Below are 24,589 nucleotides of genomic sequence, written 5' to 3'. Positions count from 1 at the left end.
TATATCACTTTTAGCACTCTAGTCAATAGAGTGCTAAACAAAATTTTTAAGAAAAGGGTTCGTTGTCCCGAAACCCTTTCCATCGTTATTTAAAAGCTTTCTTGAACTTGTCGAAGACGGATTCCTTCCCGCCTTTCGCCTGCAGCTTGCGCAGCTTTTCATACATTTCTTTTTCTTCGCCGCTCAGCTTCTTCGGGATTTCGATCTTCACCTCAACGAGCTGATCGCCTTGACCAGACCCGCGCAGATCTTTCACGCCCTTGCCTTTCAGTCGGAACTGCTGGCCGTTCTGTGTTCCTGAAGGAATCGTCAGCTCGACATCGCCATAAACCGTCGGCACGTCGACCGAACAGCCCAGCGTCGCATCCACTGAAGAAATCGGAATCGTAATGTAGATATTCCGGCCGTCGCGCACAAAGTAATCGTGCTTCATGACCATGATCTCGATATACAGATCGCCGTTTGATCCGCCGTTGGCGCCGCGTTCACCTTTGCCGGATACCCGCAGCTGCTGCCCGGACTGAATGCCGGCCGGGATCTTGACGTCGACGCTCACGCGTTTATGTTCATAACCCTTGCCGCCGCACTTGGAGCATTTTTTACGGATTTTCTTACCCGTGCCGCCGCAGTCCGGACAGACACTCTGGGACTGGAATACTCCGAACGGCGTCCGCTGCTGCGTAACAACCGTTCCGGATCCGTGACACGTCGGACAGACGGTAACGTCATCCTTAGAATGCGCGCCGGTTCCCATGCATTGAGAACACTGCTCATCCACGTCGATCGTGATCGTCTCCGTCTTGCCGAAGATCGCGTCCATAAAACTGATCTTCATCTGCATGTAGCGGTCCTGACCCTTGCGCGGGCCGTTGGACCGGGCCCGGGATCCGCCGCCGCCAAAGCCGCCGCCGAAGAACGATCCGAAGATATCGTTCAGATCGTCAAATCCGCCGCCGCCAAAACCACCGCCGAAGCCGCCGGCACCCATGCCGTCCATTCCCGCATGACCGAACTGATCGTAGGTCGCCCGTTTCTGCGGGTCGCTGAGCACTTCGTAGGCCTCGTTGACTTCTTTAAATTTTTCTTCTGCACCCGGTTCCTTGTTCACATCCGGATGGTATTGCTTCGCCAGTTTTCGATAGGCTTTTTTTATTTCATCATCGGAAGCGCCTTTGCTGATGCCCAGGACTTCATAATAGTCGCGCTTTTCGCTCATAAAACATCACCCTCCTGCTACTCTATACTTTTGATGAACCGGTCCAGGCCCGCGCCGCCGGTCACCCGGATCCGCGGCAGCCTGTACAAATCCATTCCGGGTTTTATTTTACCATATTCTGTCGTAAAAGCCAGCTGAACCCCAGCTTCCTGTAAAATTTCTACGGCGTGATCGTTCACGTCGCCAAACGGATAACAGTAGACGAAGCCGCCGTCGACATATTCCAGCGACTGCCGGGTATCCGCAACGCCCTCATCGTGATCGACGCACAGGATCCGTCCGCCATGGCCGGCCTTGCATCCGCCCTGATGCATCAGGAAGGAATGCGACTGCAGCTCTAAGCCATCCTCGCGCATCTGGAAAAACTCATACGGCAGCTGCGGATTCATCCAGCCCGTGATCAGAAACAGCGTCGCATTATAGCCGAAATCCTTTAATACCGGATAAGCGTATTGATAGACTGTCGGATCGCCGTCGTCGATCGTAATCGCGACCGATTTCTCCGGCACATCCGCCCAGCCCTTCATCATCATTTCCACTTCGCGCATCGTCAGCGCGACGTAGCCGCTCTCCTGCAGGGCCTGCAGCTGCCCGCGGAATTCCTCCACCTCGACAAAGTTCACGTTTTCGCGGCTCTGACCATCGGCTTCGCTGTAAAAGAAGTGATACATCAGCACTGGCAGCGACGTAGCCGCCGGTCCGGCACTGCCTGACCGGGCGATCGTTTCTTCAACCTGAGCGGAATCCACCCAGACGATTCGTCCCTGCAGCTCAACGCCGTAAGCGCCGTCCTTCTGGGCATACACCAGCCATTGCTGATCCGTGCTGGTCGTCAGGATCGTTTCGCCGTTGTCATCCAGCATCCGGGTGCCGGCCTTCAGCTTCACCGCAAAATCCTTTTCCAATAAATGATTGGTCGGATTCAGCCAGCGACCGGAAGGCGTGACCTCCAGCGCGTTGACCAATACCTGCGCACCGCCCTCCTGATCCATTCCATCCAAGGGCAGATATTGTGAAGTGATCAGATTCGGATCGTTGATTTCTTTTAACTGAACCAGCTGCCCCGGCTGCAGCACGGCAAACGGTTCCGGTTTGCCGCCGTTCATCACGACGAGCTCCACCGGCTGATCGCTGCTGACGCGGCGGCCGTTGCATTCTTTGACATGCGCCAGCTGTTCCTCGCTCAGCGAGCTTGTCAGCACGGCGTTGTCCGCATTTTCCAACTGACCGGCGTTGTTCTTGGGGGTGCGGGAACAACCGCTGATCAGCACGCTCAAACACAGAAATCCCAGTATGGAAACCAGGATTTTTGTGCGGCGTGAATTGTTATTTCTTTTCCTTGAAATCGGCGTCGACGACATTGTCATCCTGAGCGCCTGCGCCCGCATCAGCACCCGGAGCACCCGCCTGCTGCTGATACATCGCCTGAGCCATATCGTTGGCTGCCTTTTCAAGCTGTTCCATCTTGGTCTTCAGCGTGTCGATATCGTTGTTGTCAATCGCCGTGCGCAGCTCGTCGCGCAGCTTCTTGACTTCTTCCTTCTGCTGATCGGTGACATTCGCGTTTTCCGTATTCAGCGTTTCGTCGATCTGATTGATGAACGCTTCCGCGCGGTTCTTCAATTCGATTTCTTCTTTGCGCTTATCGTCTTCCGCCTTGTGATCTTCCGCCTCACGAACCATCCGGTCGATTTCTTCATCGCTTAATCCGGAAGAGTTGGAGATGGTGATCGACTGGGACTTGCCTGTGCCCTTGTCCTTCGCTGAAACGTGGACGATACCGTTGACGTCAATGTCAAAGGTAACTTCGATCTGCGGAACGCCGCGGCGGGCCGGTGCGATGCCGCCTAACTGGAAGTTGCCCAGCGTCTTGTTATCGTTGGCCATCGGACGTTCGCCCTGCAGGACATGGATATCAACCGCCGGCTGATTGTCCGCCGCTGTCGAGAAGACCTGGCTCTTGGAAGTCGGGATCGTTGTATTTCTTGGGATCAGCACGGTCATGACGCCGCCCAGCGTTTCGATACCTAAGCTTAACGGTGTAACGTCCAGCAGTAAGACGTCCTTGACGTCGCCGCTGATGACGCCGCCCTGGATCGCCGCGCCCAAGGCTACGACTTCATCCGGGTTGACGGAACGGTTTGGTTCCTTGCCTAATTCCTGACGGACAGCTTCCTGAACCGCCGGGATTCGGGTTGAGCCGCCGACTAACAGGACCTGATCAATATCGTTCTTGGTTAAGCCGGCATCCTTCAACGCCTGACGAACCGGAACAACCGTGCGGTCGACCAGCGATTTGGTCATCGCGTCAAACTGTGCGCGGGTCAGCGTCGCTTCAAAGTGCAGCGGTCCGGCTGCGCCGGCGCTGATGAACGGCAGGGAAATCTGTGTCTGAACCATACCGGACAGATCCTTCTTGGCCTTTTCCGCCGCTTCCTTCATTCTCTGCAGCGCCATCCGGTCCTGCTTCAGATCGATGCCGTTTTCTTTTCTGAACTGATCTGCCATCCAGTCGACGACCACGTTATCGAAATCATCGCCGCCTAAATGGTTGTCGCCTGCGGTTGCCAGAACTTCAAAGGTGCCGTCGGCCAGATCCAGAATCGAAACGTCGAACGTACCGCCGCCCAGGTCAAAGACGAGGACTTTCTGTTCCTTGTCAGTCTTGTCGATACCGAATGCCAGCGCTGCCGCTGTCGGTTCGTTGATGATCCGTTCCACTTCCAGGCCCGCGATCTTGCCGGCGTCTTTCGTTGCCTGACGCTGCGCGTCGTTGAAGTAAGCCGGAACGGTGATGACCGCCTTGTCGACCTTCTCGCCTAAATAGCTTTCCGCATAGTCCTTCATGTAGCCTAAGATCATCGCGGAAATTTCCTGCGGCGTGTATTCCTTGCCGTTGAGCTGGACTTTCTCATTCGTGCCCATTTTCCGCTTGATCGAAATAATCGAATCCTTGTTGGTGACGACCTGACGCTTCGCCGCGTCGCCGACAATCCGTTCGTTGTTCTTAAACGCGACGACGGACGGTGTGGTGCGGTTGCCTTCCGGGTTGGTGATTACTTTCGCTTCGTTGCCTTCCATGACGGCGACGCAGCTGTTGGTTGTACCTAAGTCAATACCGATAATTTTTCCCATAATTGAAATCCTCCTTATTTATTTACACGTTTTCACTTGTTTGCTTATTCGCTGACCTTGACCATCGCGGCGCGCAGAATCCGATCTTTTAACATGTAGCCCTTCTGCAGTACCTCGGTGACGTGGTTGGGCTCAACGCCCTCGACGGCTTCCATCATCAGAGCCTGATGGAAATTCGGATCAAATTCCTTGCCCTGCGCTTCGATCTCGCTCACGCCCTCTTTGGTCAGCGCGTGAATGAGCTGCTGATAAATCATTTCGACGCCTTTGCGGTAGCTTTCAGTTTCCGGTGTCGGCTCGATCGCCAGCGCCCGTTCCAGATTGTCCAGAACCGGCAGGATGTCGAGCGCGAAACTTTGAATCCGGTATTTCCGGGTTTGCTCAGCTTCCTGCTGAAGACGCCGCCGGGTATTCTCCGTATCCGCGTAGGCTTTCAGGTATTCGTTCTTCAATTTAACGTTTTCGCCTTCCAGCTCGCTGATCCGTGTCTTCAGTTCTTCAATTTCATTCTTCTTGGAGAAGAAGCCTTTCTTCTTCTCGTCTTTCTTGTCTTCCTTTTTTTCTTCCGGCTGCTCCGGCGCTTCTTCCGCGGCCGGCTCCGCCGTTTTTTCCTGCGGACTTGCCGTTTTTTCTTCGGTTTCGCCCGCTGCCTCCGCCGTTTCCGGCGCGGCGTTCAGCTCGTCTTTTTTCATTTCTTCCTGGTTATTCATGGCTGCCTCCTTTTCCGTATAAACTCTCGATCGACTGACTGACCAGTTCCAGCAGTGAAACAATCCGGTCGTAATCCATCCGGGATGGTCCGAAGACCATCAGCTGGCCTTCCTCGTCGGAACCGAGCTTGAACTTGCTGGTGACGACGGCCATGTCGTTGACCCACACCAGCTGCGCGTTTTCGTTCATCTTCAACGCCAGCTCCGGGTTGGCCGTGGTGCCGATCTGACGCCACAGGCTCGGGTTCTCCATCATCGCCATCAATTCCTTCAGCTTTTCAATGTCGGCAAATTCCGGCTGGTACAGCATGTTGTTCTGGCCGCTGAAATACACATTCTCGCTCGCGAACTTGACAAATGCGTTGACAAACGCCTGAAACAACATTTCATGCCGCTTGACATGCGCTGCCAGGATTGGTTTGATCGAATCCATTTTGTCCACGACGTCTTTGATCAAGGTGCCCTTCAATCGGTCGTTCAGAATCTGGCAGCAGGTTTGGATATCCTCTACTGACAGGTCGTCGTCGAACTGGAACGTCCGGTTTTCCGTATGCCCCAGATCGGTAATAAAGACTGCCACAGCACTTCGGTTGCTGATCGGGAACAGCTTGACATGCTCCAGCCGCTGCCGGCTCGCATCCGGTCCCAGCACGCCGGAAGTCAGGTCCGTCATCTGCGAAAGGATGTTGCAGCTCTCGCGGATGGCGTCGTCTAAATTCAGCGGCTTGCTGGCCAGCTGCTGGCGGACCGCCACTTCCAGCTGGTTGTCGACCCTGTGTTCCATCAGATGTTCGCAATAGAACTTGTAGCCTTTTGTGGAAGGCACGCGGCCGCTGGAGGTATGTGTTTTTTCCAGCAGTCCCATTTCTTCCAGGACCATCATGTCGTTGCGGATCGTTGCGCTGGAGTAAGGGAGCTGATACTTTTCCATCAGAGTCTTGGAACCGACCGGCTCGGCTGTCTGAACGAACTCGTCGACAATGGCCTTGAAGATTTCAATCCGCCTTGGTGTCAGCATCATCCCGCCTCCTTTAGCACTCTTTCCCGATGTCTGCTAACAGTATAATCCAGCTTGTTAGCACTGTCAAGTTAAAAGTGCTAATTTTTTCAAGTTTTCAAGCTTTTCGTAGTTCGTTTTTCAAGCTGCGGTTCATACACTTTACCAGGAGGCTTTTTGCCTATGAAAAAAGGAATGACAATCATCTTTTTCACGCTGCTGGCCGCGCTGCTTTATTATGGATCGGTAACCTATGAGGCATCCTGCCAGGCGTTAGCGATCTGGTTTGAAAAATTAGTGCCCTCGTTGTTTGCGGCGATGGTCGTAATCCGTATCCTCGACGGTCAGGGGCTGCTGGTGGCGCTCTCGCGGCGGCTGTTCGGATTTACCGAGCGCTTGTTCCACATCTCGCCGGACGCTTTTTCCTTAGTCTTCGCTTCCTTTTTTCTCGGCTCGCCCGCCGGACAGATCCTGATCGACGATTATGTGCGGGACGGCCGGCTTTCGCAAGCGGAGGGCCGGCGGCTGGCTTGCTGCGTTACGGTCAGCACGCCGTCGTTTATCTTGATCACCTGCGGTTCGGTCCTGCTGCAATCCTTTCAATATGGCTTGATGATCTGGCTGGCGGAATTCTTCGCCGTGATGCTGCTGCTGTTCTTTACGCGCAGTACACCCGTTGCCCTGCAATTGGATCCGCGCGGATCTGTCCCTTCCTTATTTGAGAATTTAAAAGACGCGGTTGTCCAGGCCGGCATCAGCTTATATTTCATCGGAGCGTATCTTTTGCTGACACTGGTGCTGCTGAATTTAGCGACGATGAAGCTGCCCTCCGCCTGGCGGCTGCCGATCCAATGTGTAACCGAGTTTTCGTTAGGCACCAACAATCTGGCGCTGCTGCCGCTGGCAGTACCCCTGAAAGCGTTGTTGATGACGCTGGTGCTGGGATTTGCCAGCTTCAGCGTGCATCTGCAGGTCCTCTCGCTCACGCCGCATCTTCACCTGACTTATCTGCGTTATCTCGGATACCGGCTGATGCAGACCGGCCTGGCCGGCGGCGTGTTCCTCTTTTTGATGATGCTGCAAAGACTGCGCGGCTGACCGGTGCTTATGTCGTTCCCCGGTTGTCTTAAGCCATAAAAAAACGCGGCGGATTCCGTTATTTTCGGAATCATCGCAGCGCTCTTTTAATTTCCGGCGTTCACTTTCAGCCTCTCGCTAGCTAAGAACGGACTGCACTCGCTTGACCTTTATTTCTAACTTTACCCTTATAAATAAGATCACTTAGAGAATTCTACTTTCTTCCGCAGACACTCTGCCTGCAGTCAGCGAAATTTTGGGCAGCAGTTTTCTCCGCCGCTATTCCCCGCCATTTTTCTTCTTCAGCGGATTCAGTTCTTCTTCAACTTCCTCGATGATGGCTTCCGGGATAAATTTCGACAGATCGCCGTTGTTCAGTGCGATTTCCTTGGACACGGACGAGGATAAGAAGGAATACCGCGGCCGGGCGACGAAGAACACCGTTTCAATCGTCTCATCCAGAAACATATTGGCCGTCGCCTGCTGCAGTTCATATTCATAGTCCATGACAGCCCGGATCCCGCGGATCAGCACCTGCGCACCGATCGACTTCGCAAATTCCACCGTCAGGCCATGGCCGACCACAACTTTGACATTCGGCAGATCGCGCGTAATCTCCTGCAGCATCCGCACGCGCTCCTCCTCGGTAAAGGCGTTGCGTTTGTTCGGATTCTTCATGATCGCGATGATCAGCTCGTCGAAGACCGACGATGCCCGTGTGATGATGTCCAGATGACCATAGGTCGGGGGATCGAACGATCCCGGATAACATGCTCGTTTCATAGTTCTGTTTCCTTTCGATAATAACTGATGCGGCTGATGCCGTAAGTTGCTTCCTTGACGCGGCGCAGCTGATGGTAGGCCTCGTCAAACTCGTCTTCCTTCAGACTCTCCAGAATCACCTGTCCGTGATCGCAGATCAGATTCAGCGCGTCAAGCTGCATCATGATCTTGTGCAGCTGCTGCTTCTGATAAGGCGGATCCAGATAAACCAAATCCAGTTGGACACCCATCCCCGCTAAGCGTCTTAACGCCGCGAAGCTGTCGCACTTCCACACGTCGCACTGCACTTCGACCTGAAGTGAAGCAATATTGGCTTTGATCACGGCTGCCGCGGCCGGACTGCGGTCGACAAAATAAACATGCTCGATGCCCCGCGACAGTGCCTCCAGTCCCATTGAGCCGCTGCCCGCAAACAGATCCAGCATAATGCCGCCGTCAAAATACGGACCAATCCGGCTGAACACCGCTTCCTTGACCTTATCCAGCGTCGGCCGGGTCTGGTCGCCTTTGGGCGCCTGAATCAGCCGGGAACGAAATTTTCCTGCAACAATTCGCATTTTTTTACTCCTTGTGTGTATAAAGGGCGGAAAACCCGGGCAAGATAGTAGTGCATCGAAAGATGCTATCCCCCAATCTTTGTTTCTCCTCTCCCTTTCTTTGGAATTCCCGAGTCGCTTCGGGAATTCTTTTCTTTCTTCTTTCAAAGCAATCGCGACATTCATTTTTAAATAGCCGCCGCTTTTCCTTCCTGCGTTTCCCTTCGCCGTTGATGCCGGCTGGCGTTTAATGCCTTATTCAATCTTCCCCTGACGGTATTGCGAGATCACCGCCTGGCCCATGCCGACCGCCACCATGACGGACAGCGTACTGGAACCTCCCGCGGAAATCATTAACAGCGGCACGCCCGTCAGCGGAATCAAGCCGGTTACACCCCCGACATTGAACAAAAAGTGAATGAAGAAATACATTGAAACGCCGATCAAAACAATCCGCCCGCGCTGGCTTTTCATCCGGATCGCATAGATAAACATCCGCCCGACGATCAGTGCGTAACAGATAAAAATCAATAAAAACCCGAAGATGCCCAATTCCTCGACGACAATCGCCAGAATAAAATCGGTATTCGCCGCCGGGAAGTTCGTATATTTCTGAATCGACTTGCCATACCCCACGCCCTGCCATCCGCCGCTGGCAAAGGACACCAGTCCGTTGATCAGCTGGAAGCCCGTGCCGTATTTATCCGCAAATGGATTCATCGCCGAGGTGAAGCGGTTGATCTGATAGTTCTTAAACGGCAGCGCTTCGATCAGGTGTTCGCCCATTGGCGACAAGATCCATACGATCAGCACAACCCCGATGATCAACAACATCACCAGCATCTTCTGCAGCCGTACTAACGAGGGATGGTAGGGGATCAGAAAACAGATGCACGCGATCCCCGCCATGACGATCGCCGAACCGAAGTCCGACTGCAGGATTGCGACGATGAAGCAGAAGCCCCCGACGATCAAGAGCGGGTTGCGCATCAAGTCTTTGGCCGTCAGCTTCAGGTTGCGGATATCGCCCAGATATGTCGCCATGACCATGATGATGACAACCTTAGAAAACTCCGAGGGCTGGATCGTGATCTCCTGGCCCGGAAAGGGAATTTTGATCCAGGCCCGTGCGCCGCCAACCTCCCAACACAGGGCTAACAAAAGCAGCACCAGCGTCAGGCTGACGATCGGCGTAATATTTTTCTTCATACGTTCAAACGTAAACCAGCGTGCCATCGTCACCATGCCCAGATATCCCAGAACCGTGAACGCCAGCTGTTTCATGATTGTTTTCATCAGCGTCATCACGTTGCCCGATGCCAGACCCATCGTTGCCGAAGCGACCATGAACAAACCGAACACCGCTAAAATCAGCGTACAGAGATGGATGATCAAATCATACCGGTACGGCATCCGAAAAGAAGTCTTTTTTTTCTGCGTCAAATTCATCCGCCTCCTGGTGACATTTTACCATAAATCCCAGCCCTGCACAAAAGAATTGAAGTTCTGTTTTTGACAATCAAAAGACGTGACGGGGAGACTGGTTTTGAATAGAATAAGGGAAAGAATCGTCAAAATTGGGCGGTTTCTGGCAGGGAAAGAAAAAGAAAGCGCTTAAAAATCAATTTATGGAAAGCTTTCGTCAAATTTTCCTTTCCTTCTTTGCATTTCTTGAGTATTATATAAAGTGAGGTAGATTTTATGAACATAAACATGGATACCATTGTAAAGGACAATGACGCCCATCTGCGCGATAAATCAGCGCCGGTGTCTTTGCCGTTGTCCGAAGAAGATAAAAATACGTTAATGGAGCTTTTAACCTACGTCAAGGAATCGACGGATCCCCAGTTGGCGGAAACCAAGAATCTGCGTCCGGCGGTCGGCATCGCGGCGATTCAGATCGGCATCCCCAGGCAGCTTCTGGCTGTGGTTGTGGATGAAGAAGATAAAAACGGCAATCCGATTCATTACGAATACGCGCTGGCCAACGCAAAAATCATTTCTCAGTCTGTCCAGAACTCCTATTTGAAATCCGGCGAGGGCTGCCTGTCCGTTCTCGACGATCATCCAGGCTACGTCATCCGCAGCGCACGGATCAAGGTCAAAGGCTACGATATGCTTCAGGACCGCGAGGTGACTTTCCGGGCATCCGGGTATGTGGCCATCGTCCTGCAGCATGAGATCGACCATTTCAGCGGCATTCTGTTCTATGACCGGATCAATCAAAACGATCCGTATGCTCCCGTTGAAAATGCGATTGTGATCGAATAATTCCGTTTTTCGTTCCTGCCGGTCTTTCCAACGGCGTTTCCCTTTATAAATAAAATCAGAAAACTCATCGTTTTTGGCTGCCGCGGGGAGCTGAAATTCATTTCAGGCCATCCCGCGGTTTAGCCGTGAAATCGTCTCCCCTGCCAAGGGGTTAGCAAAGAAGCGAACATCAATCATTAAAAGACAGGTGCATTGTTTTTTAAGAATAAAGAAAAGAGGTAAATAATGAAAGAAAATACTGCAGCGACGCCTGCAAAAAAAGCACCGCGTAAATCAACTCCCCGCAAGAAGTCCATTCCTGCGGGCGCCGTCAGCGAGGTCGTCGAAACTCCGTTTCATCGGGATACCGACACGCTCATCTACGCTCTGGGCGGTTTGGGTGAGATCGGTAAAAACATGTATTGCTTTGAGCATCAGGATGAAATTATCATCGTCGACGCCGGCGTCCGGTTTCCGGAAGAAAATCTGTTAGGCGTCGATTACGTCATTCCGGATTATTCCTATCTGATTAAAAATCAGGCGAAAGTCAAGGCGTTAATCATTACGCACGGACACGAGGATCACATCGGCGGCATTCCGTTTTTCCTGCAGTCGATCCGGCTCGATAAAATCTACGCGCCACGCTTCGCCTGCTCCCTGATTCAGAAAAAGCTGGAGGAACGGCGGATGAGCCGGCAGGTCAAGCTCGTGCAGATCAACGAGGATTCGCGGATCACGACCAATCATTTCCAGGTCGGCTTCTTCAACACGATTCACTCGATCCCGGATTCTCTGGGAATTTTGATCAACACGCCGAATGGCCGGATCGTGGAGACTGGCGACTTCAAGTTCGACCTGACCCCGATCGGCACCAACAGCGATTATCAGAAAATGGCATACATCGGTCAGATCGGCGTCAGCCTTCTGATGAGCGATTCGACCAATTCCGAGGTTTCCGGCTTCTCGATCAGTGAGAAAAAAGTCGCGAAATCCTTATTGGAAATCACCCGCAAAACGCCGGGCCGCTTAATCGTTTCCACCTTTGCCTCCAACGTTAACCGCGTCGGTCAGATTCTGGAAGCGGCCGTAGCCTGCGGACGCAAGGTCGCCGTCTTCGGGCGGTCGATGGAAAACGTCGTGCAGATTGCACGCAAGCTCGGCATCATCGCCATTCCGGAGAAGCATTTCATTACGCCGGACCAGCTGAATTCGTTGCCGGCCAGTAAGATCTGCATCGTCTGCACAGGTTCCCAAGGCGAACCGTTAGCGGCGTTAAGCCGGATTGCCAACGGTACACACCGCTGGATTAAAATCATTCCGGGCGATACCGTCGTGTTCTCGTCCAATCCGATCCCGGGCAACGCGGTCAGCGTTTCCCAGGTCGTCAATCAGCTGACGCGGGTCGGCGCCAACGTGCTGGTCAACAGCCCGCTGACCTCCCTGCATACGACCGGCCACGGTTCCCAAGAGGAACAGAAGCTGATGCTCCAGCTGATCAAGCCGAAATACTTCATGCCGGTGCACGGCGAATACAAAATGCTGCGGATCCATGCGGAGAGCGCGATTGAAACCGGCGTCCCGCGCGAGAATACGTTTATCTGCGCTAACGGCGACGTGCTGGTGCTGCGCGACGGCGAAGTCTTCCAGGCGGAAACCCGCATCCAGACCGACGATATCTATGTCGACGGCAACGATATATCCGGCTTGAGCACAGCGGTGCTGCGCGACCGCAAGATTCTGGCCGATAACGGCTTAGTCGCGGTCATCGTCACGATCGACTCGCGCACGAATAAAATTCTGTGCCGGCCGAATATCGTTTCCCGCGGCTTCGTCTTCATCAAGGAAAGTCAGACGCTCTTGAAGGAAGCGGAAATGATCGTTTATGAAGCTTTAAAGAAAAAAATGATGCAGAAAACGACCTTCGGCGAATTAAAGAATTGTATCCGCAGTTCGCTGGAACCGTATCTGTATAAGAAGACCAACCGCAATCCGATCGTCATTCCGGTGATCCTGAACCAGAAGGCCGCGATGCTGCAGATGCAGCAGAAACGCGAAGCGGCCGCTGCGGCGCATAAGGATGAGGAAGGCGTGGTAAAGCGGACACGCAAGCCGAGAAGCACACCGGCAAAAACAAAAAAAGCCCCAGCTGAAAATGGCGAAACACCAAGCCGGACACATTCCAAAACGAAACAAAACAACGCTGAATCTTAACGATCGGCGTTTTTTCTGTTCACATTTAAAGAAATCAGGGAGTTTATGATGTTTTATCTCATTCGTCATGGTTCTGCGGATTATACGGAAAAAGACGCAAAAATTTATCAGGGATTCGGCAATCATCTGGCGCCCCTTTCCGCCAAAGGCATGCAGGAGATCGAAATGACGGCGGCCGATCCCCGGCTTGCCCAAGCCCGGCTGATCTTATCCCCGCCTTACACCCGTGCATTACAAAGCACTGCGATTCTTTCCCGCTGCCTCCAGATTCCGCTGCAGGTAGAAACTGATCTGCACGAATGGCTGGCCGATCAAACCTATGTCTATTTACCGGACGAGCAGGCAGCGCGGCATTACGATGAATTTCAGGCCTGCAACGGGCTTTATCCGCCGGGCGAAGAAAAAGCCTGGGAATCCCTTCCCGCGATGCGCCAGCGCATGATCCGTGTCTTGCGGCGTTATTGCGGCCTGGGAGACATCCTCGTTGTCTGCCATGGTCTGGTGATCCAGTCACTGTGCAACTTCCATCCTGAAAACGGGGAGATCGCGGCATTCGATCTTGATTCCTGCATACGTGATCAAAATACAGAACAAAGCAAAGGATGAAGTAAAATGAATAAATTTAAACTCGCGCTGGTTCAGCACAAAACGAAAACAACCGACGTTCAGGAAAACACGATGCTTGCACTTCGCTATATCGCGGAAGCGAAGCAGGCGGACGCCGACTTTATCCTGTTTCCGGAGTGCTTCCTGACAAGCTATGCGTTTCCTGAAATCTGTGAAACCCTTACGCCGGTGGAAAGTCTGGAAGACGCCCCCAGCTTCCGCGCCTGGTGTGAGAACGCCCTGACGGATGAAAGCGCCGCATTGAATATAATCTGCCAAGCCGCAAAACGCCATGCCATCGGTGTGGAAATCACGGCTTTTACTCAAGGGAAGAAATATCCTCAAAACAGCGCTTATCTCATCGACCGAAACGGTACGGTGCTCATGAAATACAGTAAAGTGCATACCTGTGATTTTTCGTTTGAGCGTTATCTCGAGAGCGGCGAAGAATTCAAGGTCTGTCATTTTGAGGATCTCTGCCTTGGCACGATGATCTGTTACGACCGGGAATATCCGGAAAGTGCCCGGGAGCTTATGCTTCAAGGCGCCGAGCTGATCTTAATTCCCAACGACTGCGGCGATATCAAGCCGTTCCGCCTTCAGGAGCTTTCCGTAGCGGCAATGCAGAACCAGGTCGGCGTCGCGATGGCGAATCCGCCGGGAGAAAAAGCGGGATGTTCGTGCGCCTTTCATCCCCAGGTCTGGGATTGCCAGGATAACTGTCTGACAGTAGCGAGCGAAACGGAAGACGGTCTGGTCTATGCAACGTTTGATATCGACGCACTGCGCGCCTATCGAAAGCGGGAAGATCTGGGCAAATACAGAAAAGTTAACGCCTACCGCCATCTCTGCCGGAAATAGTCAATCGCAATTATTCTATTTCAATGACGTTTAGTATAGTCATCAGTAAAAAACGGATTTCTCCCCTTCGCTTCTGTTGGCGATGGAAATGAAATCCGTTTTCTTTATCGTGTTTCGCTGCTGAAACCGAAGATCACATCCGCTGGCCCCTGTTGATCGCACGCCCCAATCACCGCGTGAGCGCGCTTGAGGATTTCCGGCTTGGCGTTGGCCACGGCATAGCTGAGGGGAAACTGTTCAAACAAGCACAAATCGTTCAGATCATCGCCGAAGACTGCGATCTCTTCTTTCCGCAGCTTGAGGATTTCCTGCAGCTGTGTTAACGCGGAGGCTTTGTTGCAGGTGATCGGAAGCACTTCCAGATTATGCGTAAACGCCGAAGTCAGCGCGATCTGCGGTATGTCGTCGATCTGACCGCGGATCTGATGCAGAGCGTCCAGCGACGCGCTGCGCATCTCAACCTTAAAGATCGGGTCGGCGAGTTCTTCCAGTCTTTCGAATTGCCGATAATCCGCTTCAAACTGACTCAGCGGCGTGTTCTGCGGAGTTTTGCCGCAGCCAGGAACTGTAAAATAGCGCCGATAGTGCTCCTCTACGGGCAGAAATGTATATTTCAGCTCGCCGCTGTACAGCGTGGTCAGCACCTCGGGATGTCTCAGTTTGGGAAGCAGACGCTGCACCAGATTCTTATCCAAGGCCTGAACGGCCCGAACCTGTCCTTGCGGATCGCGCAGCTCCGCGCCGTTGAGATCGATCATCCAGCCTTCGACCTTGGAGCCTTCCAGAATCCGCCGGGCAGCCGGAGCGTTGCGGCCGGTTGCCGCGCAGAATTCAATCCCATCCGCTTTCGCTTTGCGCAGAGCTTCAGCGACACGCGGATAAATCAGCTGAGTGCTGCGCTCTAAAATCGTTCCGTCAAAATCACATACGATTAACTTGATCATCTTATTTCCTCATCCTGTTCGTTTTTTTTCTTTGATCCTGCTTTTCATTTTAGCGGAGAATGTCAGAAAAAAACAGCCCTTTCGGACTGTTTTCAGCTTATTTTATTTCGATGATCTTCATCATGTTGGCGCTGCCTTCGCCCGTTGGGTAACCGGCGGACATGATGATCAGCTGGCCTGGCTTCAAGCCGTAGCCCTTGGCGATAGTGCTCGCCAGTTCGTCATCATTGGTCAGCTCATTCTGGATATCCGAGAAGATCGGCGTTACGCCCCAATAGGCTTCCAGCTTGCGCTGCGTGCTCTTGGTGAACGTGACGGCCAGAATTGGAACGCACGGTCTGAACTTGGAGATTCGCTTCGCCGTGGTGCCGCCTTGGGTGAAGACGACAACCGCACCGACGTTCTGCAGCGTCAGCGTCGCATCGGAAACCGCGATGCCGATCGCATCCTGAACCGTCTTGCGGCTGGACTTGATCGAATGATCCAGACGCTCACGGTACGGAATGATCTTTTCGACCGCTTCCGCAATCGTCGCCATCGTTCTGACCGCTTCGACCGGATATTCGCCGGCCGCGCTTTCACCTGAAAGCATGATCGCATCGGAGCCATCCAGAACCGCGTTGGCAACGTCGCTCGCTTCCGCACGGGTCGGACGCGGGTTGGCCATCATGGATTCCAGCATGTGGGTTGCGGTGATGACCGGCTTGCCCATTTCATTCGCCTTATGGATAATCGTCTTCTGGTAAATCGGAACATACTGTGTCTGAACTTCAACGCCCAGATCGCCGCGCGCAACCATGACGCCATCCGCAACTTCCAGAATCGATTCCAGATTGTCGAAGCCTTCCTGGTTTTCAATCTTCGCGATGATCTGGATCGTCGGCTTGCCCATTTCGATCAGGATCTTGCGGATCGCCAGAACGTCTTCCGCCCGTCTGACAAACGAAGCGGCGATGAAGTCAACGTCTTTTTCGCAGCCAAAGCGGATATCCGCATCGTCTTTTTCCGAAATAAACGGCATCGACAGCTTCACGTTAGGCACGTTGCAGCCCTTGCGAGTTTTGATTGTTCCGGAGTTTTCGACGCGGCAGGTCAGTTCCTGTCCGTCGTTTTCCAGAATCGTCAGGCGCATTTTGCCATCGTCGATCAGAATGTAATTGCCAGCCTTCACGTCCTCAAACAGTTCCGGGCAGGCGATGTGGAAACGCTCGTGCGTTCCTTCGATTTCCGCGCGGCAGATCTTGACGATATCGCCCTTTAAGAAATCAGCCTTGCCATCCTTAAAGATTCCGCAGCGGATTTCCGGGCCCTTGGTATCGAGCATAATGGCCAGGTTAATGCCGATTCGTTCGCTGACCTCGCGGATCATGTCGATGCGTTCGCCATGGGTTTTGTGATCCTCATGCGAAAAGTTGCACCGGACGATATTCATGCCTTCCTTCGCCAGCTTCTCCACCATTTCCGGGGTGTTGCTGGCAGGACCTAACGTACATACAATTTTAGTCTTCTTACCTAACATAATCTTCCTCCTTCAACTTATACTAACCGGTCAAACAGACGATACAAGTCCTTCCGGGAATGCCGTGGGGAAGACAGGGCTTCCTCAATCGGCATCGAAGTGACCTTGTTGTCAATCATCCCGACACAGTGTCCGCCGACGCCGTCCATCAACAGATCGACCGCTTTTTCGCCCATCATCGAGGCTAAAACACGATCTCTCGGCGATGGCGATCCGCCGCGCTGCACATGGCCCAGTACAGTCGCCCGTCCGGCAAAGCCGGTATTCTGGGAAATCTTGCGCGCTAACTCGTCGACGTCCGCGATCTTCTCTGAAATGACGACGATCGCATGGCGTTTCTTCACGGCTTTGTCCAAATACCGGAGCCGTTCCAGAACATCCAGCTCGTCATAGCCCGTTTCCGGCGTGATGACGATCTCGGCTCCGCAGGAAATCGCAGCCCAGACCGCCAGATCGCCGCATCGGTTGCCCATCACTTCCACGACGGAACAACGATGATGCGAGCTGGAGGTATCACGCAGTTTATCCACCGCTTCCACGACGGTATTCAGCGCCGTGTCAAAGCCGATCGTAAAATCGGTGCCCGGAATATCGTTGTCGATCGTTCCCGGCAGACCGATACAGTTAATGCCCAGTTTCGTCAGCGCCATCGCGCCGCGATAAGAACCATCGCCGCCGATCACGACGACCGCGTCGATCTTCGCGTTCTGCAGCGTCTGCACCGCTTTTTTCTGTATTTCCAGGTCTTTGAATTCCGTTAAACGGGCCGACCCCAGTACGGTGCCGCCCCGGTTCAGAATATCGCTGACGGTGGATTTATCCATCGGAATGTAATTGCCCTCGACTAAACCGCGGTAACCATCCTTGATGCCCATGACCTCAAAGCCGTTGGCCAGCGCCACGCGCGTCACTGCCCGGATCGCCGCGTTCATGCCCGGAGCATCGCCGCCGGACGTCAAGATTCCGATTCTTCGTATCATACGTAACCCTCCTGTCATTTCCCGTATATCATAGCATTGAATTTGAAAATTGTGAAACTAAATCGACGTGTTTCGGCGATTTTTTCCAGTGATTTTCATCTCTTTCGACAAGGCTTTTATGCGTTCCATAATTCTAACCGCTTTCAATTCTTCCTTGTCGGATTTTTGATTATACATGTAGTGATTTTCCAGCGAGCTGAAGTTTTCATTGCTTGTGAACCAGGTCAGTTTCTGACGGTCCATCCGCTCGTTGAAGATCGGCAGCAGCACTTCGTCGCGCAGCCAGGAGGTCACGCTTTCCGCTCCGATATCGTCGAACACCGCAAAGTCCGCACGCTTCATTTCGTACAGCTCGTCCTCGAAGCTGTCGCGGTCGTCAAGCAGCCCCTTGATCCGTGAAGCCATCGTCGGCACATGCACGAACACAACGCGCTTGCCCTGACGGGCATAGCTGTTGCACGCGCAGGCCGCAAGATAAGTCTTCCCCACTCCCGGCGCGCCAAACAAATAAAGTCCTTTTTCCGCCGGTGCTAACAAATTCTGCGAGATTTTCGCCACCGCTGCCGCGTATGCCGCCTCTTCCTCGTCGATGTTGATATCAGTGATCGACACCGTCCACAAACGCCGCGGCAAATCGTTGATGCGGTAGTTGTGAACATGCTTTTCCGCCTGCAGCTGCTGCCTGGCATAACGGCACGGACGGACCTGAAGCGTCAGAAACCCAGTATACGACAGATCGAGCACCTCGCCCTTTTGTTTCTGGCGGCATTGATTTAAGCCCGCACAGTTCTGGCACAGGCTCAGCTGGTCGATCCATTGATGAAACCGGTACGGGTAGTTCTCAACCCAGCTTTCATCCAGACCGTTGGTTTGCAAAAAGTTCTGCACCAGCGGATGAGCTTTCATTTTGGCGGCCAGCGCTTGTTTTTCCTTCAGCTGTTGTTCGTTCAGTTGGATTCCCCATTTTACGGCTTCCATCGCTTAGCCCTCCTGTTCGCGCAGCCGGCGGCGGATTTCTTCAAATTCTTCACGATCGAAATCCGTTTCTTCTGCGGTTTCTTTTTCCGATCCGGTCTTCATCTGGACGTAATAATCCGGCAGCACGTCTTTGCGGCTGCCGCCCCGGCCGCTGCGGCCGCGTGGTTTTTTAGCTTCCGCCATGGCTTTTTCCGCCGTATCAACGCCGGAGCGGATCCAGGCTGCGGCAAGCGAGGCGACAAAGGAAGGAACCAGCTTGTTATCGCTGATGGACAAAACGTGTTCCAACAGAATATTGACGACCTTCGGATCCATCTTCATCTCGGTGATGAGCTTCTCAATCGTGCGTTTATCGCTGTCCTGCACCGGCACACCGTTCTGCTTGGACTGCAGAAAGGCGACCGGCGGCAGATCGTATGGATCGTCCGAGACCTTTTTCGCCGGCTTTTTCGCTTTCATGACAAACGCCGTGGAGCGCAGCTTTTCCGCATCCAGCGTGTTGTTCGTATTGTCTGTGCAGCGGCCGACCAGAATCAGCATTTCATCGGCGCTTAAGCCGTACATCGTCGCCAGCTCCCCGATCAGGCGCAGATTCTCATTGGTGCGCGCTTCAATCGGAAAGACGAGGTTGCTGGCGCGGGTTAAGAAGCGCTCGTAATCGAAGTGAATGGCCGGATGATCGCCGGCGTCGAAATTGTACCGCGGTTTGATACTGGCAAACTGTTCCTCGCTCTCGGCGTCCCAGTTCTCGATGACCGAGCTTTTGAATTGTTCGCTGACTTCCTCAAAGCCTTCCCGCGACAGCTCGATGTGCGCCAGCTTGTTAAGCGAAAGCTGGTATTGCTTCGCCCCCATGATCCGCGCGTACAGCCGCCCCAGCACCTCATGCTTAAAAAACCGGTCGGCTTCCAGCGGCGGATACAGCACATAAATGTAGTTGTCCTTGCCTTCTCCGGTTTTGATATAACTGCGCATCAGCATCATTTCTTCCAGCTTGCGCCGTGAGCGTTCCAGCACCGTGATGTCCATGTTCATGATCTGACATAACCGGCCGTGCGGCTCAAACGAACGCTGGTGCTTGGCTTCGCTGATCAACGTCAGATACAGCGCCGCCCCGGCGCAGCCGACCAGCGGCTGATACAGCGACATTAAGGAATTCAGCGCGTCCGCGCCCAGCGGCCGCAGCACTTCACTGCGGTATCCGTCTTTCGCTTTCAGTTCCATCTTGTTTCTCCTTGATCCATTGTTGAATCTGATCTTGCATTGCGGGAATATCCCCGTCGTTGACGATCGTCAGCGTCGAACGGCGGCTTTTCTCTTCCTGGCTCATCTGCGCCGCCATCCTTGCCCGCGCCTGCTGAGGTGAAAGACCGCGGCCCTGCTGCAGCCGCTGCAGGATGGTTTCCAGCGGCGCGGTGACGGTGATGATCTCGTCAAACTGCTTTTCCATGCCCGCTTCAAACAACAGCGGCACCTCGGCAAACCACAGCGGCGATGAGGAGGCTTTTGCCTGGCGGTTTAATTCCGCCTGGATCAGGGGATGCGTGATCGCTTCGAGCTGGCGCCGCCGCGCGGCATCCTGAAAGACGATCGCGCCTAAAGCCGCCCGGTCGATTCGCCCTTGATCATCTAAAATAGCGGGACCGAAAGCTTCGACGCAGGCTTTATATCCCGCCTGATCCGGCTGCAGGATCGCATGGCTGATCGCGTCGCAGTCAGCGACCGGATACCCCAGATTTCGTAAGCACTGGCTCAGCGTCGACTTTCCGCTGCCGATCACGCCGGTGATCGCGATTTTGATCATATTCGATTCCCGTTCCTCTCTTTTTCTGACAATGCGGACAATAGTAGGTCCCCCGCTGGGCGACCGCAATCTTCTTGATCGGCCCGCCGCACAGCGGACAGGCTTCGCCTTCCCGGCCATGGACCTGGATCTGCAGCTGAAACCGGCCGGTCACCCCTAAGGATGAGGTATAGCTGCGGATCGAGCTGCCCCCGGCCTCAATCGCCAGGCTCAGGATCTGCCGGGTGACCTCCGGCAGCGCGGTGATCTGCGCTTTTGTCAGCTGGTCGCAGCGTTTGCGCGGATCAATCCGCAGCGCGAAGCAGATCTCATTGGCATAGATATTGCCGATGCCGGCGACAAAGCTCTGATCGAGCAGGACTTGTTTAATCGGAACTCGGCGTTTCTTTAAAAATGCGCGGCAGTAGTCCGGATTAAATTCGTCGTCGAACGGCTCCGGCCCCAGCTCGTGAAAGTGGCGCAGATCGCCGTTCAGTTCCATCAGCTCCATCGTCCCGAACTTGCGCGTATCGTGATAGCGCAGCTGCGTCCCGTCGTCCAGATCGAAAATCACATGGATATGCTTGGACAACGGTTCTTCAGGACGCTGGACATAAAACTTTCCTTCCATCCGCATGTGCGCGATGAAATAGACATCATCCATCTGAAAGACCAGGTATTTCCCGCGCCGCGAAAACCGGCGGAAGTGCTGTCCCTCTAAGCGCCGGCAGAATTCGCCGGCATCCATCTGAATCATCTTCGGCATGCGCACTTCAACGTGTTCGATCCGGCGGTCAGGAATTAAAAGTTCCAGCGTGCGGACGACCGTTTCAACCTCTGGCAGCTCCGGCATCTTATTTCGCCTCGTACCAGGTACTGCCGATTTTAGTTTCCGCGACTAACGGCACCTTCAGTTCCATCGCGTGCTCCATTCCCTCCTGGATAATCGCGCATAACGCATCCAGCTCGCCTGGCAGCGCGTCGAAAATCAATTCGTCGTGAACCTGCAGGATCATTTTGGATTGCAATCCCTTTTCGCTGATCGCCTTGTCGATGCGGATCATCGCCAGCTTGATCAGATCGGCAGCGGAGCCCTGGATCGGAGCGTTCATCGCGGCGCGCTTGCCGAATTCGCGGGTCATGTAATTCTTATCGTGAATCTCCGGCACTTCCCGGCGCCGGCCCAGCATCGTCGCGGTATAGCCGTGTTCCTGGCAGAAGCTGATCACCTGATCCATGTATTTGGAAATGTTCGGATAGCTTTGCAGATAGCGCTCGATGAATTCCTTCGCCTGAGCGCGGCTGATATCCAGCTGCTGAGACAGGCCGAAATCGGAAATGCCGTAGACGATCCCGAAATTGACGGCTTTGGCCTGGCGGCGATGCTTCGCGTCAACCTGATCAAGCGGAATCTGGAATACGTCTGACGCGGTTTTGGTATGAATATCGACGGCATGCCGGAATGCGTCCAGCAGCCCCTGCTCGTCCGCCATGTGCGCCAGCATTCTTAATTCGATCTGGGAGTAGTCGGAAGCGACCAGCACATTGCCCTCGCTCGGCAGAAAGGCCTTGCGCACTTCGCGGGATTCCTCATCGCGGACGCTGATATTCTGCAGATTGGGTTCGGTCGAGGACAGCCGGCCGGTCTGAGTCGCGCATTGATTGTAGATCGTATGGATTCTTCCATCCGGATGAATGTATTTTTTCAAGCCTTCGGCATAGGTGCTGTACAGCTTTTGATATTTTCTGAATTCCAGCAGATCGGCGATAATCGGATGCACGCCCAGCAGCTTTTCGAGTACGTCGGCCGAGGTTGAGCGCTTCTTCCCGCTGGCCGGCAGTCCCAGCTTGTCAAACAAGACTTCGCCCAGCTGTTTCGGCGAGTTGATGTTGAAAGTCTCTCCGGCGGCGGCGTAAATCGCATCGGTCAGCGCGTCCAGGCGGGCCTGGGTCTGCCGGGCAATATCGTCGAGTGTCTGGGAATCAATCCGGATGCCTTCCTTTTCCATCTTATACAGCACGACGGCTAAAGGCATTTCCACATCGTAAAACAGCGAAACGATTTCCATCTCCTTCAGCTTCGGCTCGCTGTTCTTCCACAGCGCGTCGATCAGCTGAATTTTCTGGGCACACAGCTGACGCTGAAGCTGCGGCTCCGGCAGCTTCATCTTGCCCGGCTTGCCATATACCTCATCCATCGTCACCGTTTCCGTCAGGCCGAATTTCTCACGGATCTTCTGATCACTGGTCAGCGTCGAATCGCACAGGAACGCGGCGATCATCGCGTCGATTTTCATTCCGTTGATCGTCAGTCCCGCGCCGTCGGCTAAATGCAGACAAGCCTTGACGTCGTAGACGATCTTGGTCTTCTCCCCGGCCAGATACGCTAACAGCGCTTCATCCTGCCGGACATCTTCAATCGGGATGTAGACAGCCTGGTCCTGATACGCCAGCGCCAGACCGTGAACGTCAGCGAAATAGACCGACGGCTGATCCTGGTCGAGCACCAGGATCGCGTTGTCCTGCAGAAGTGCTTCCGGACAGCGGCGGACTTCCGCCACCGTCAGTGTCGGCTGCGAGGCCGGGGCCTCGGCTTCCGCCTGCTCGCTGATCTGGGTAGAAAGCTTGCTTGCCAGCGAGTTCATCTCATAGCGCACATAAAACTGACGCAGCGGCTCCGGCGTGATGTGAAATGTGAATTCTTCCGTTTCAAACGGAATCTCTACGTCGGTTTTGATCGTCGCCAGACGTTTGGATAACAGCGCCTGATCCTTGAAGGCTTCGACATTTTCTTTCAGCTTGCCCTTGAGCTGGTCGGTGTTGGCGATCAGATTTTCCACCGTACCGAACTGTTCCAGCAGCTTCAGCGCTGTCTTTTCACCGACCTTCGGAATTCCCGGGATGTTATCGGATGCGTCGCCCATCAACCCCTTGAGGTCGCGGATCTGATCCGGCGTGATCCCCATCTTTTCCTTCAGGCTTTCCACGGTCATCTCCTCGATATCGCTGATGCCTTTTTTCATCAGCCAGACCGAGGTCGTCTCGTCGATCAGCTGCAGCATATCGCGATCGGAGCTGAGCACGTTGATATCCCAGTCCGGATATTTCTTAATCATTGAACCGATGATGTCGTCGGCTTCGATATCCGTCATTTCAAACTGCTTAATCCCCGCCGCTTCCAGATATTCGCGCACGATCGGAAACTGTTCCACTAACGCGTCCGGCGTTTCCTTGCGGCCGCCCTTGTACTCGGCGAACAGCTCGTGGCGGAAGGTATGCTTGCCCTTGTCGAAAGCGACGAGCATCGCGTCCGGCTGGATGATCTGAACGGCTTTGTTGATCATCATCGCAAAACCGTAAATCGCGTTGGTCGGAATACCGGTCGACGTCGACATCGGCCGCATAAAGGTTGCGTAAAATGCCCGGAAGAGCATGGAATTTCCATCGACTAACAACATTTTTTTCATGGTTGGATCTCCTTTTGTTTTTAAACTGGATTCAGTTCTTATTTTACCATAAGCCCTGATGAATATCAAAAGAAGCGCAAGCTGGCGCATAAACCGCAGTCCTGTCCGTTTAAATCTTAATTGATGTTTCCTGTGAATAAAATTCTGATTCTTTCAAGTTTTACTAAAACAGAAAAAATTTTAACATTTTCATTTTTCTCAGGAGGATTATTTATTTTTTCCGCAATATTAATAATGTAGGGTTTTGTTGAACCGCGGATGCCCGTCCGGACAGAGTCGATTTTTGGTCTTATCAAAATGGATTCAAACTGACAGATTTTTGTCGTCTGTCATCAAAGGAGGGCAATTCTATGGAACATTTCCTGGAACTTTTTGTCACTGTGGTTTTAAAAGTTGGTTTGCCCTTGATCGAATGTTCGATCAAGGTGATTGAATGCCGCTTAAAAATTATAGAGACCAAAAAGAAATTAGATAATAAAAAACAAGAGTTTTTTGCGTGAATTTGAAAAATCTCAAAATCTCAAAAAACATCAATA

General features: G+C 53.4%; 22 protein-coding genes. 6 read left to right on the top strand and 16 right to left on the bottom strand.

The annotated features are described in order from the left end of the window. Positions 1 to 85: 85 nt before the first annotated feature. From dnaJ to hrcA, 5 genes are read right to left on the bottom strand one after another with little or no spacing between them, the layout of a single operon-like run. Positions 86 to 1,216: a molecular chaperone DnaJ gene (gene dnaJ, locus I2D94_RS08840; protein ID WP_195396395.1), complete on the bottom strand. Its 1,131-nt coding sequence runs from the start codon at positions 1,214 to 1,216 to the stop codon at positions 86 to 88. A 17-nt stretch (positions 1,217 to 1,233) separates the two neighbouring features. Beyond that, a complete protein-coding gene (locus I2D94_RS08835; RefSeq protein ID WP_195396393.1) occupies positions 1,234 to 2,583 on the bottom strand; it encodes a polysaccharide deacetylase family protein in 1,350 nt (449 codons plus the stop codon). Then, entirely contained in the window at positions 2,543 to 4,351 is a 1,809-nt protein-coding gene (dnaK, locus tag I2D94_RS08830) for a molecular chaperone DnaK (RefSeq protein ID WP_195396391.1), read from the bottom strand. Before dnaK ends, I2D94_RS08835 begins: the two co-directional genes overlap by 41 nt. Before the next feature lie 44 nt (positions 4,352 to 4,395). Then, complete coding sequence (grpE, locus tag I2D94_RS08825) at positions 4,396 to 5,061, bottom strand: nucleotide exchange factor GrpE (protein WP_229056822.1); 666 nt, start codon at positions 5,059 to 5,061, stop codon at positions 4,396 to 4,398. Continuing rightward, the gene (hrcA, locus tag I2D94_RS08820; RefSeq protein ID WP_195396502.1) at positions 5,054 to 6,079 is read right to left on the bottom strand and encodes a heat-inducible transcriptional repressor HrcA; all 1,026 of its coding nucleotides are present in this window, start codon (positions 6,077 to 6,079) and stop codon (positions 5,054 to 5,056) included. Before hrcA ends, grpE begins: the two co-directional genes overlap by 8 nt. 162 nt (positions 6,080 to 6,241) lie before the next feature. Between hrcA and I2D94_RS08815 the strand changes: the two genes are divergently transcribed. Then, positions 6,242 to 7,156 carry a hypothetical protein gene (locus tag I2D94_RS08815; RefSeq protein WP_195396389.1) on the top strand — a complete coding sequence of 305 codons (915 nt, stop codon included), beginning with the start codon at positions 6,242 to 6,244 and terminating at the stop codon, positions 7,154 to 7,156. Between the two features lie 258 nt (positions 7,157 to 7,414). On the opposite strand, the gene coaD is transcribed toward I2D94_RS08815, so the two are convergent. From coaD to I2D94_RS08800, 3 genes are all read right to left on the bottom strand, one after another. Next, positions 7,415 to 7,918 carry a pantetheine-phosphate adenylyltransferase gene (gene coaD / locus I2D94_RS08810; RefSeq protein WP_195396387.1) on the bottom strand — a complete coding sequence of 168 codons (504 nt, stop codon included), beginning with the start codon at positions 7,916 to 7,918 and terminating at the stop codon, positions 7,415 to 7,417. Continuing rightward, positions 7,915 to 8,640: a 16S rRNA (guanine(966)-N(2))-methyltransferase RsmD gene (rsmD, locus tag I2D94_RS08805; RefSeq protein WP_195396385.1), complete on the bottom strand. Its 726-nt coding sequence runs from the start codon at positions 8,638 to 8,640 to the stop codon at positions 7,915 to 7,917. The genes coaD and rsmD overlap by 4 nt, the downstream gene beginning before the upstream one ends. A 69-nt stretch (positions 8,641 to 8,709) precedes the next feature. Further along, positions 8,710 to 9,903: an FtsW/RodA/SpoVE family cell cycle protein gene (locus I2D94_RS08800; protein ID WP_072684252.1), complete on the bottom strand. Its 1,194-nt coding sequence runs from the start codon at positions 9,901 to 9,903 to the stop codon at positions 8,710 to 8,712. Positions 9,904 to 10,155: 252 nt separating this feature from the next. Here I2D94_RS08800 and def point away from each other — a divergent pair, with 252 nt between their 5' ends. The 4 genes from def (at position 10,156) to I2D94_RS08780 (ending at position 14,382) form a co-directional block, all read left to right on the top strand. Next, positions 10,156 to 10,725: a peptide deformylase gene (gene def, locus I2D94_RS08795; RefSeq protein WP_195396383.1), complete on the top strand. Its 570-nt coding sequence runs from the start codon at positions 10,156 to 10,158 to the stop codon at positions 10,723 to 10,725. 225 nt (positions 10,726 to 10,950) lie between these two features. Continuing rightward, positions 10,951 to 12,915: a ribonuclease J1 gene (gene rnjA / locus I2D94_RS08790; RefSeq protein WP_195396381.1), complete on the top strand. Its 1,965-nt coding sequence runs from the start codon at positions 10,951 to 10,953 to the stop codon at positions 12,913 to 12,915. Between the two features lie 45 nt (positions 12,916 to 12,960). Then, entirely contained in the window at positions 12,961 to 13,521 is a 561-nt protein-coding gene (locus tag I2D94_RS08785; RefSeq protein ID WP_229056820.1) for a histidine phosphatase family protein, read from the top strand. Positions 13,522 to 13,527: 6 nt separating this feature from the next. Then, a complete protein-coding gene (locus I2D94_RS08780) occupies positions 13,528 to 14,382 on the top strand; it encodes a carbon-nitrogen hydrolase family protein (protein ID WP_195396379.1) in 855 nt (284 codons plus the stop codon). A 104-nt stretch (positions 14,383 to 14,486) separates the two neighbouring features. Here I2D94_RS08780 and I2D94_RS08775 read toward each other — a convergent pair whose 3' ends face one another. From I2D94_RS08775 to polA, 8 genes are all read right to left on the bottom strand, one after another. Beyond that, positions 14,487 to 15,326 carry an HAD family hydrolase gene (locus tag I2D94_RS08775; RefSeq protein ID WP_072684248.1) on the bottom strand — a complete coding sequence of 280 codons (840 nt, stop codon included), beginning with the start codon at positions 15,324 to 15,326 and terminating at the stop codon, positions 14,487 to 14,489. Positions 15,327 to 15,423: 97 nt separating this feature from the next. Continuing rightward, on the bottom strand, positions 15,424 to 16,845 hold the full coding sequence (pyk, locus tag I2D94_RS08770; RefSeq protein ID WP_229056819.1) for a pyruvate kinase: 1,422 nt from the start codon (positions 16,843 to 16,845) through the stop codon (positions 15,424 to 15,426). 17 nt (positions 16,846 to 16,862) lie between these two features. Next, positions 16,863 to 17,825 (bottom strand): 6-phosphofructokinase, encoded by a 963-nt coding sequence (gene pfkA, locus I2D94_RS08765; protein ID WP_006059031.1) that lies wholly within the window; start codon positions 17,823 to 17,825, stop codon positions 16,863 to 16,865. A 57-nt stretch (positions 17,826 to 17,882) separates the two neighbouring features. After that, positions 17,883 to 18,803 carry an ATP-binding protein gene (locus I2D94_RS08760; RefSeq protein ID WP_195396378.1) on the bottom strand — a complete coding sequence of 307 codons (921 nt, stop codon included), beginning with the start codon at positions 18,801 to 18,803 and terminating at the stop codon, positions 17,883 to 17,885. A 3-nt stretch (positions 18,804 to 18,806) separates the two neighbouring features. Continuing rightward, positions 18,807 to 20,027 (bottom strand): DnaD domain protein, encoded by a 1,221-nt coding sequence (locus I2D94_RS08755; protein ID WP_072684244.1) that lies wholly within the window; start codon positions 20,025 to 20,027, stop codon positions 18,807 to 18,809. Next, on the bottom strand, positions 19,993 to 20,607 hold the full coding sequence (gene coaE, locus I2D94_RS08750) for a dephospho-CoA kinase (protein WP_072684243.1): 615 nt from the start codon (positions 20,605 to 20,607) through the stop codon (positions 19,993 to 19,995). The genes I2D94_RS08755 and coaE overlap by 35 nt, the downstream gene beginning before the upstream one ends. Next, positions 20,519 to 21,439, bottom strand: coding sequence for a bifunctional DNA-formamidopyrimidine glycosylase/DNA-(apurinic or apyrimidinic site) lyase (gene mutM / locus I2D94_RS08745; protein WP_072684242.1), 921 nt, complete (start codon positions 21,437 to 21,439; stop codon positions 20,519 to 20,521). The genes coaE and mutM overlap by 89 nt, the downstream gene beginning before the upstream one ends. Before the next feature lies 1 nt (position 21,440). Further along, positions 21,441 to 24,053 carry a DNA polymerase I gene (gene polA, locus I2D94_RS08740; protein WP_195396377.1) on the bottom strand — a complete coding sequence of 871 codons (2,613 nt, stop codon included), beginning with the start codon at positions 24,051 to 24,053 and terminating at the stop codon, positions 21,441 to 21,443. A 350-nt stretch (positions 24,054 to 24,403) separates the two neighbouring features. On the opposite strand from polA, the gene I2D94_RS08735 reads away from it, so the two are divergent. Beyond that, positions 24,404 to 24,553 (top strand): hypothetical protein, encoded by a 150-nt coding sequence (locus tag I2D94_RS08735; protein WP_195396376.1) that lies wholly within the window; start codon positions 24,404 to 24,406, stop codon positions 24,551 to 24,553. Positions 24,554 to 24,589: the final 36 nt, after the last annotated feature.

This window comes from Holdemania sp. 1001302B_160321_E10, assembly GCF_015552275.1.
GTDB lineage: Bacteria > Bacillota_I > Bacilli_A > Erysipelotrichales > Erysipelotrichaceae > Holdemania.
The sequence above is the reverse complement of the archived record's forward strand: the minus strand, read 5'-3'. Positions and strand labels throughout refer to the sequence as shown.

Excerpts from the sequence above, each read along its gene's own strand:
- coaE (WP_072684243.1), bottom strand. The coding sequence starts at position 20,607 with ATGATCAAAATCGCGATCACCGGCGTGATCGGCAGCGGAAAGTCGACG.
- I2D94_RS08785 (WP_229056820.1), top strand. The coding sequence starts at position 12,961 with ATGATGTTTTATCTCATTCGTCATGGTTCTGCGGATTATACGGAAAAA.
- dnaK (WP_195396391.1), bottom strand. The coding sequence starts at position 4,351 with ATGGGAAAAATTATCGGTATTGACTTAGGTACAACCAACAGCTGCGTC.
- pfkA (WP_006059031.1), bottom strand. The coding sequence starts at position 17,825 with ATGATACGAAGAATCGGAATCTTGACGTCCGGCGGCGATGCTCCGGGC.
- dnaJ (WP_195396395.1), bottom strand. The coding sequence starts at position 1,216 with ATGAGCGAAAAGCGCGACTATTATGAAGTCCTGGGCATCAGCAAAGGC.
- I2D94_RS08735 (WP_195396376.1), top strand. The coding sequence starts at position 24,404 with ATGGAACATTTCCTGGAACTTTTTGTCACTGTGGTTTTAAAAGTTGGT.
- I2D94_RS08755 (WP_072684244.1), bottom strand. The coding sequence starts at position 20,027 with ATGGAACTGAAAGCGAAAGACGGATACCGCAGTGAAGTGCTGCGGCCG.
- mutM (WP_072684242.1), bottom strand. The coding sequence starts at position 21,439 with ATGCCGGAGCTGCCAGAGGTTGAAACGGTCGTCCGCACGCTGGAACTT.
- polA (WP_195396377.1), bottom strand. The coding sequence starts at position 24,053 with ATGAAAAAAATGTTGTTAGTCGATGGAAATTCCATGCTCTTCCGGGCA.
- hrcA (WP_195396502.1), bottom strand. The coding sequence starts at position 6,079 with ATGCTGACACCAAGGCGGATTGAAATCTTCAAGGCCATTGTCGACGAG.
- rnjA (WP_195396381.1), top strand. The coding sequence starts at position 10,951 with ATGAAAGAAAATACTGCAGCGACGCCTGCAAAAAAAGCACCGCGTAAA.
- rsmD (WP_195396385.1), bottom strand. The coding sequence starts at position 8,640 with ATGAATGTCGCGATTGCTTTGAAAGAAGAAAGAAAAGAATTCCCGAAG.
- I2D94_RS08775 (WP_072684248.1), bottom strand. The coding sequence starts at position 15,326 with ATGATCAAGTTAATCGTATGTGATTTTGACGGAACGATTTTAGAGCGC.
- coaD (WP_195396387.1), bottom strand. The coding sequence starts at position 7,918 with ATGAAACGAGCATGTTATCCGGGATCGTTCGATCCCCCGACCTATGGT.
- pyk (WP_229056819.1), bottom strand. The coding sequence starts at position 16,845 with ATGTTAGGTAAGAAGACTAAAATTGTATGTACGTTAGGTCCTGCCAGC.
- I2D94_RS08800 (WP_072684252.1), bottom strand. The coding sequence starts at position 9,903 with ATGAATTTGACGCAGAAAAAAAAGACTTCTTTTCGGATGCCGTACCGG.
- def (WP_195396383.1), top strand. The coding sequence starts at position 10,156 with ATGAACATAAACATGGATACCATTGTAAAGGACAATGACGCCCATCTG.
- I2D94_RS08780 (WP_195396379.1), top strand. The coding sequence starts at position 13,528 with ATGAATAAATTTAAACTCGCGCTGGTTCAGCACAAAACGAAAACAACC.
- I2D94_RS08835 (WP_195396393.1), bottom strand. The coding sequence starts at position 2,583 with ATGACAATGTCGTCGACGCCGATTTCAAGGAAAAGAAATAACAATTCA.
- grpE (WP_229056822.1), bottom strand. The coding sequence starts at position 5,061 with ATGAATAACCAGGAAGAAATGAAAAAAGACGAGCTGAACGCCGCGCCG.
- I2D94_RS08760 (WP_195396378.1), bottom strand. The coding sequence starts at position 18,803 with ATGGAAGCCGTAAAATGGGGAATCCAACTGAACGAACAACAGCTGAAG.
- I2D94_RS08815 (WP_195396389.1), top strand. The coding sequence starts at position 6,242 with ATGAAAAAAGGAATGACAATCATCTTTTTCACGCTGCTGGCCGCGCTG.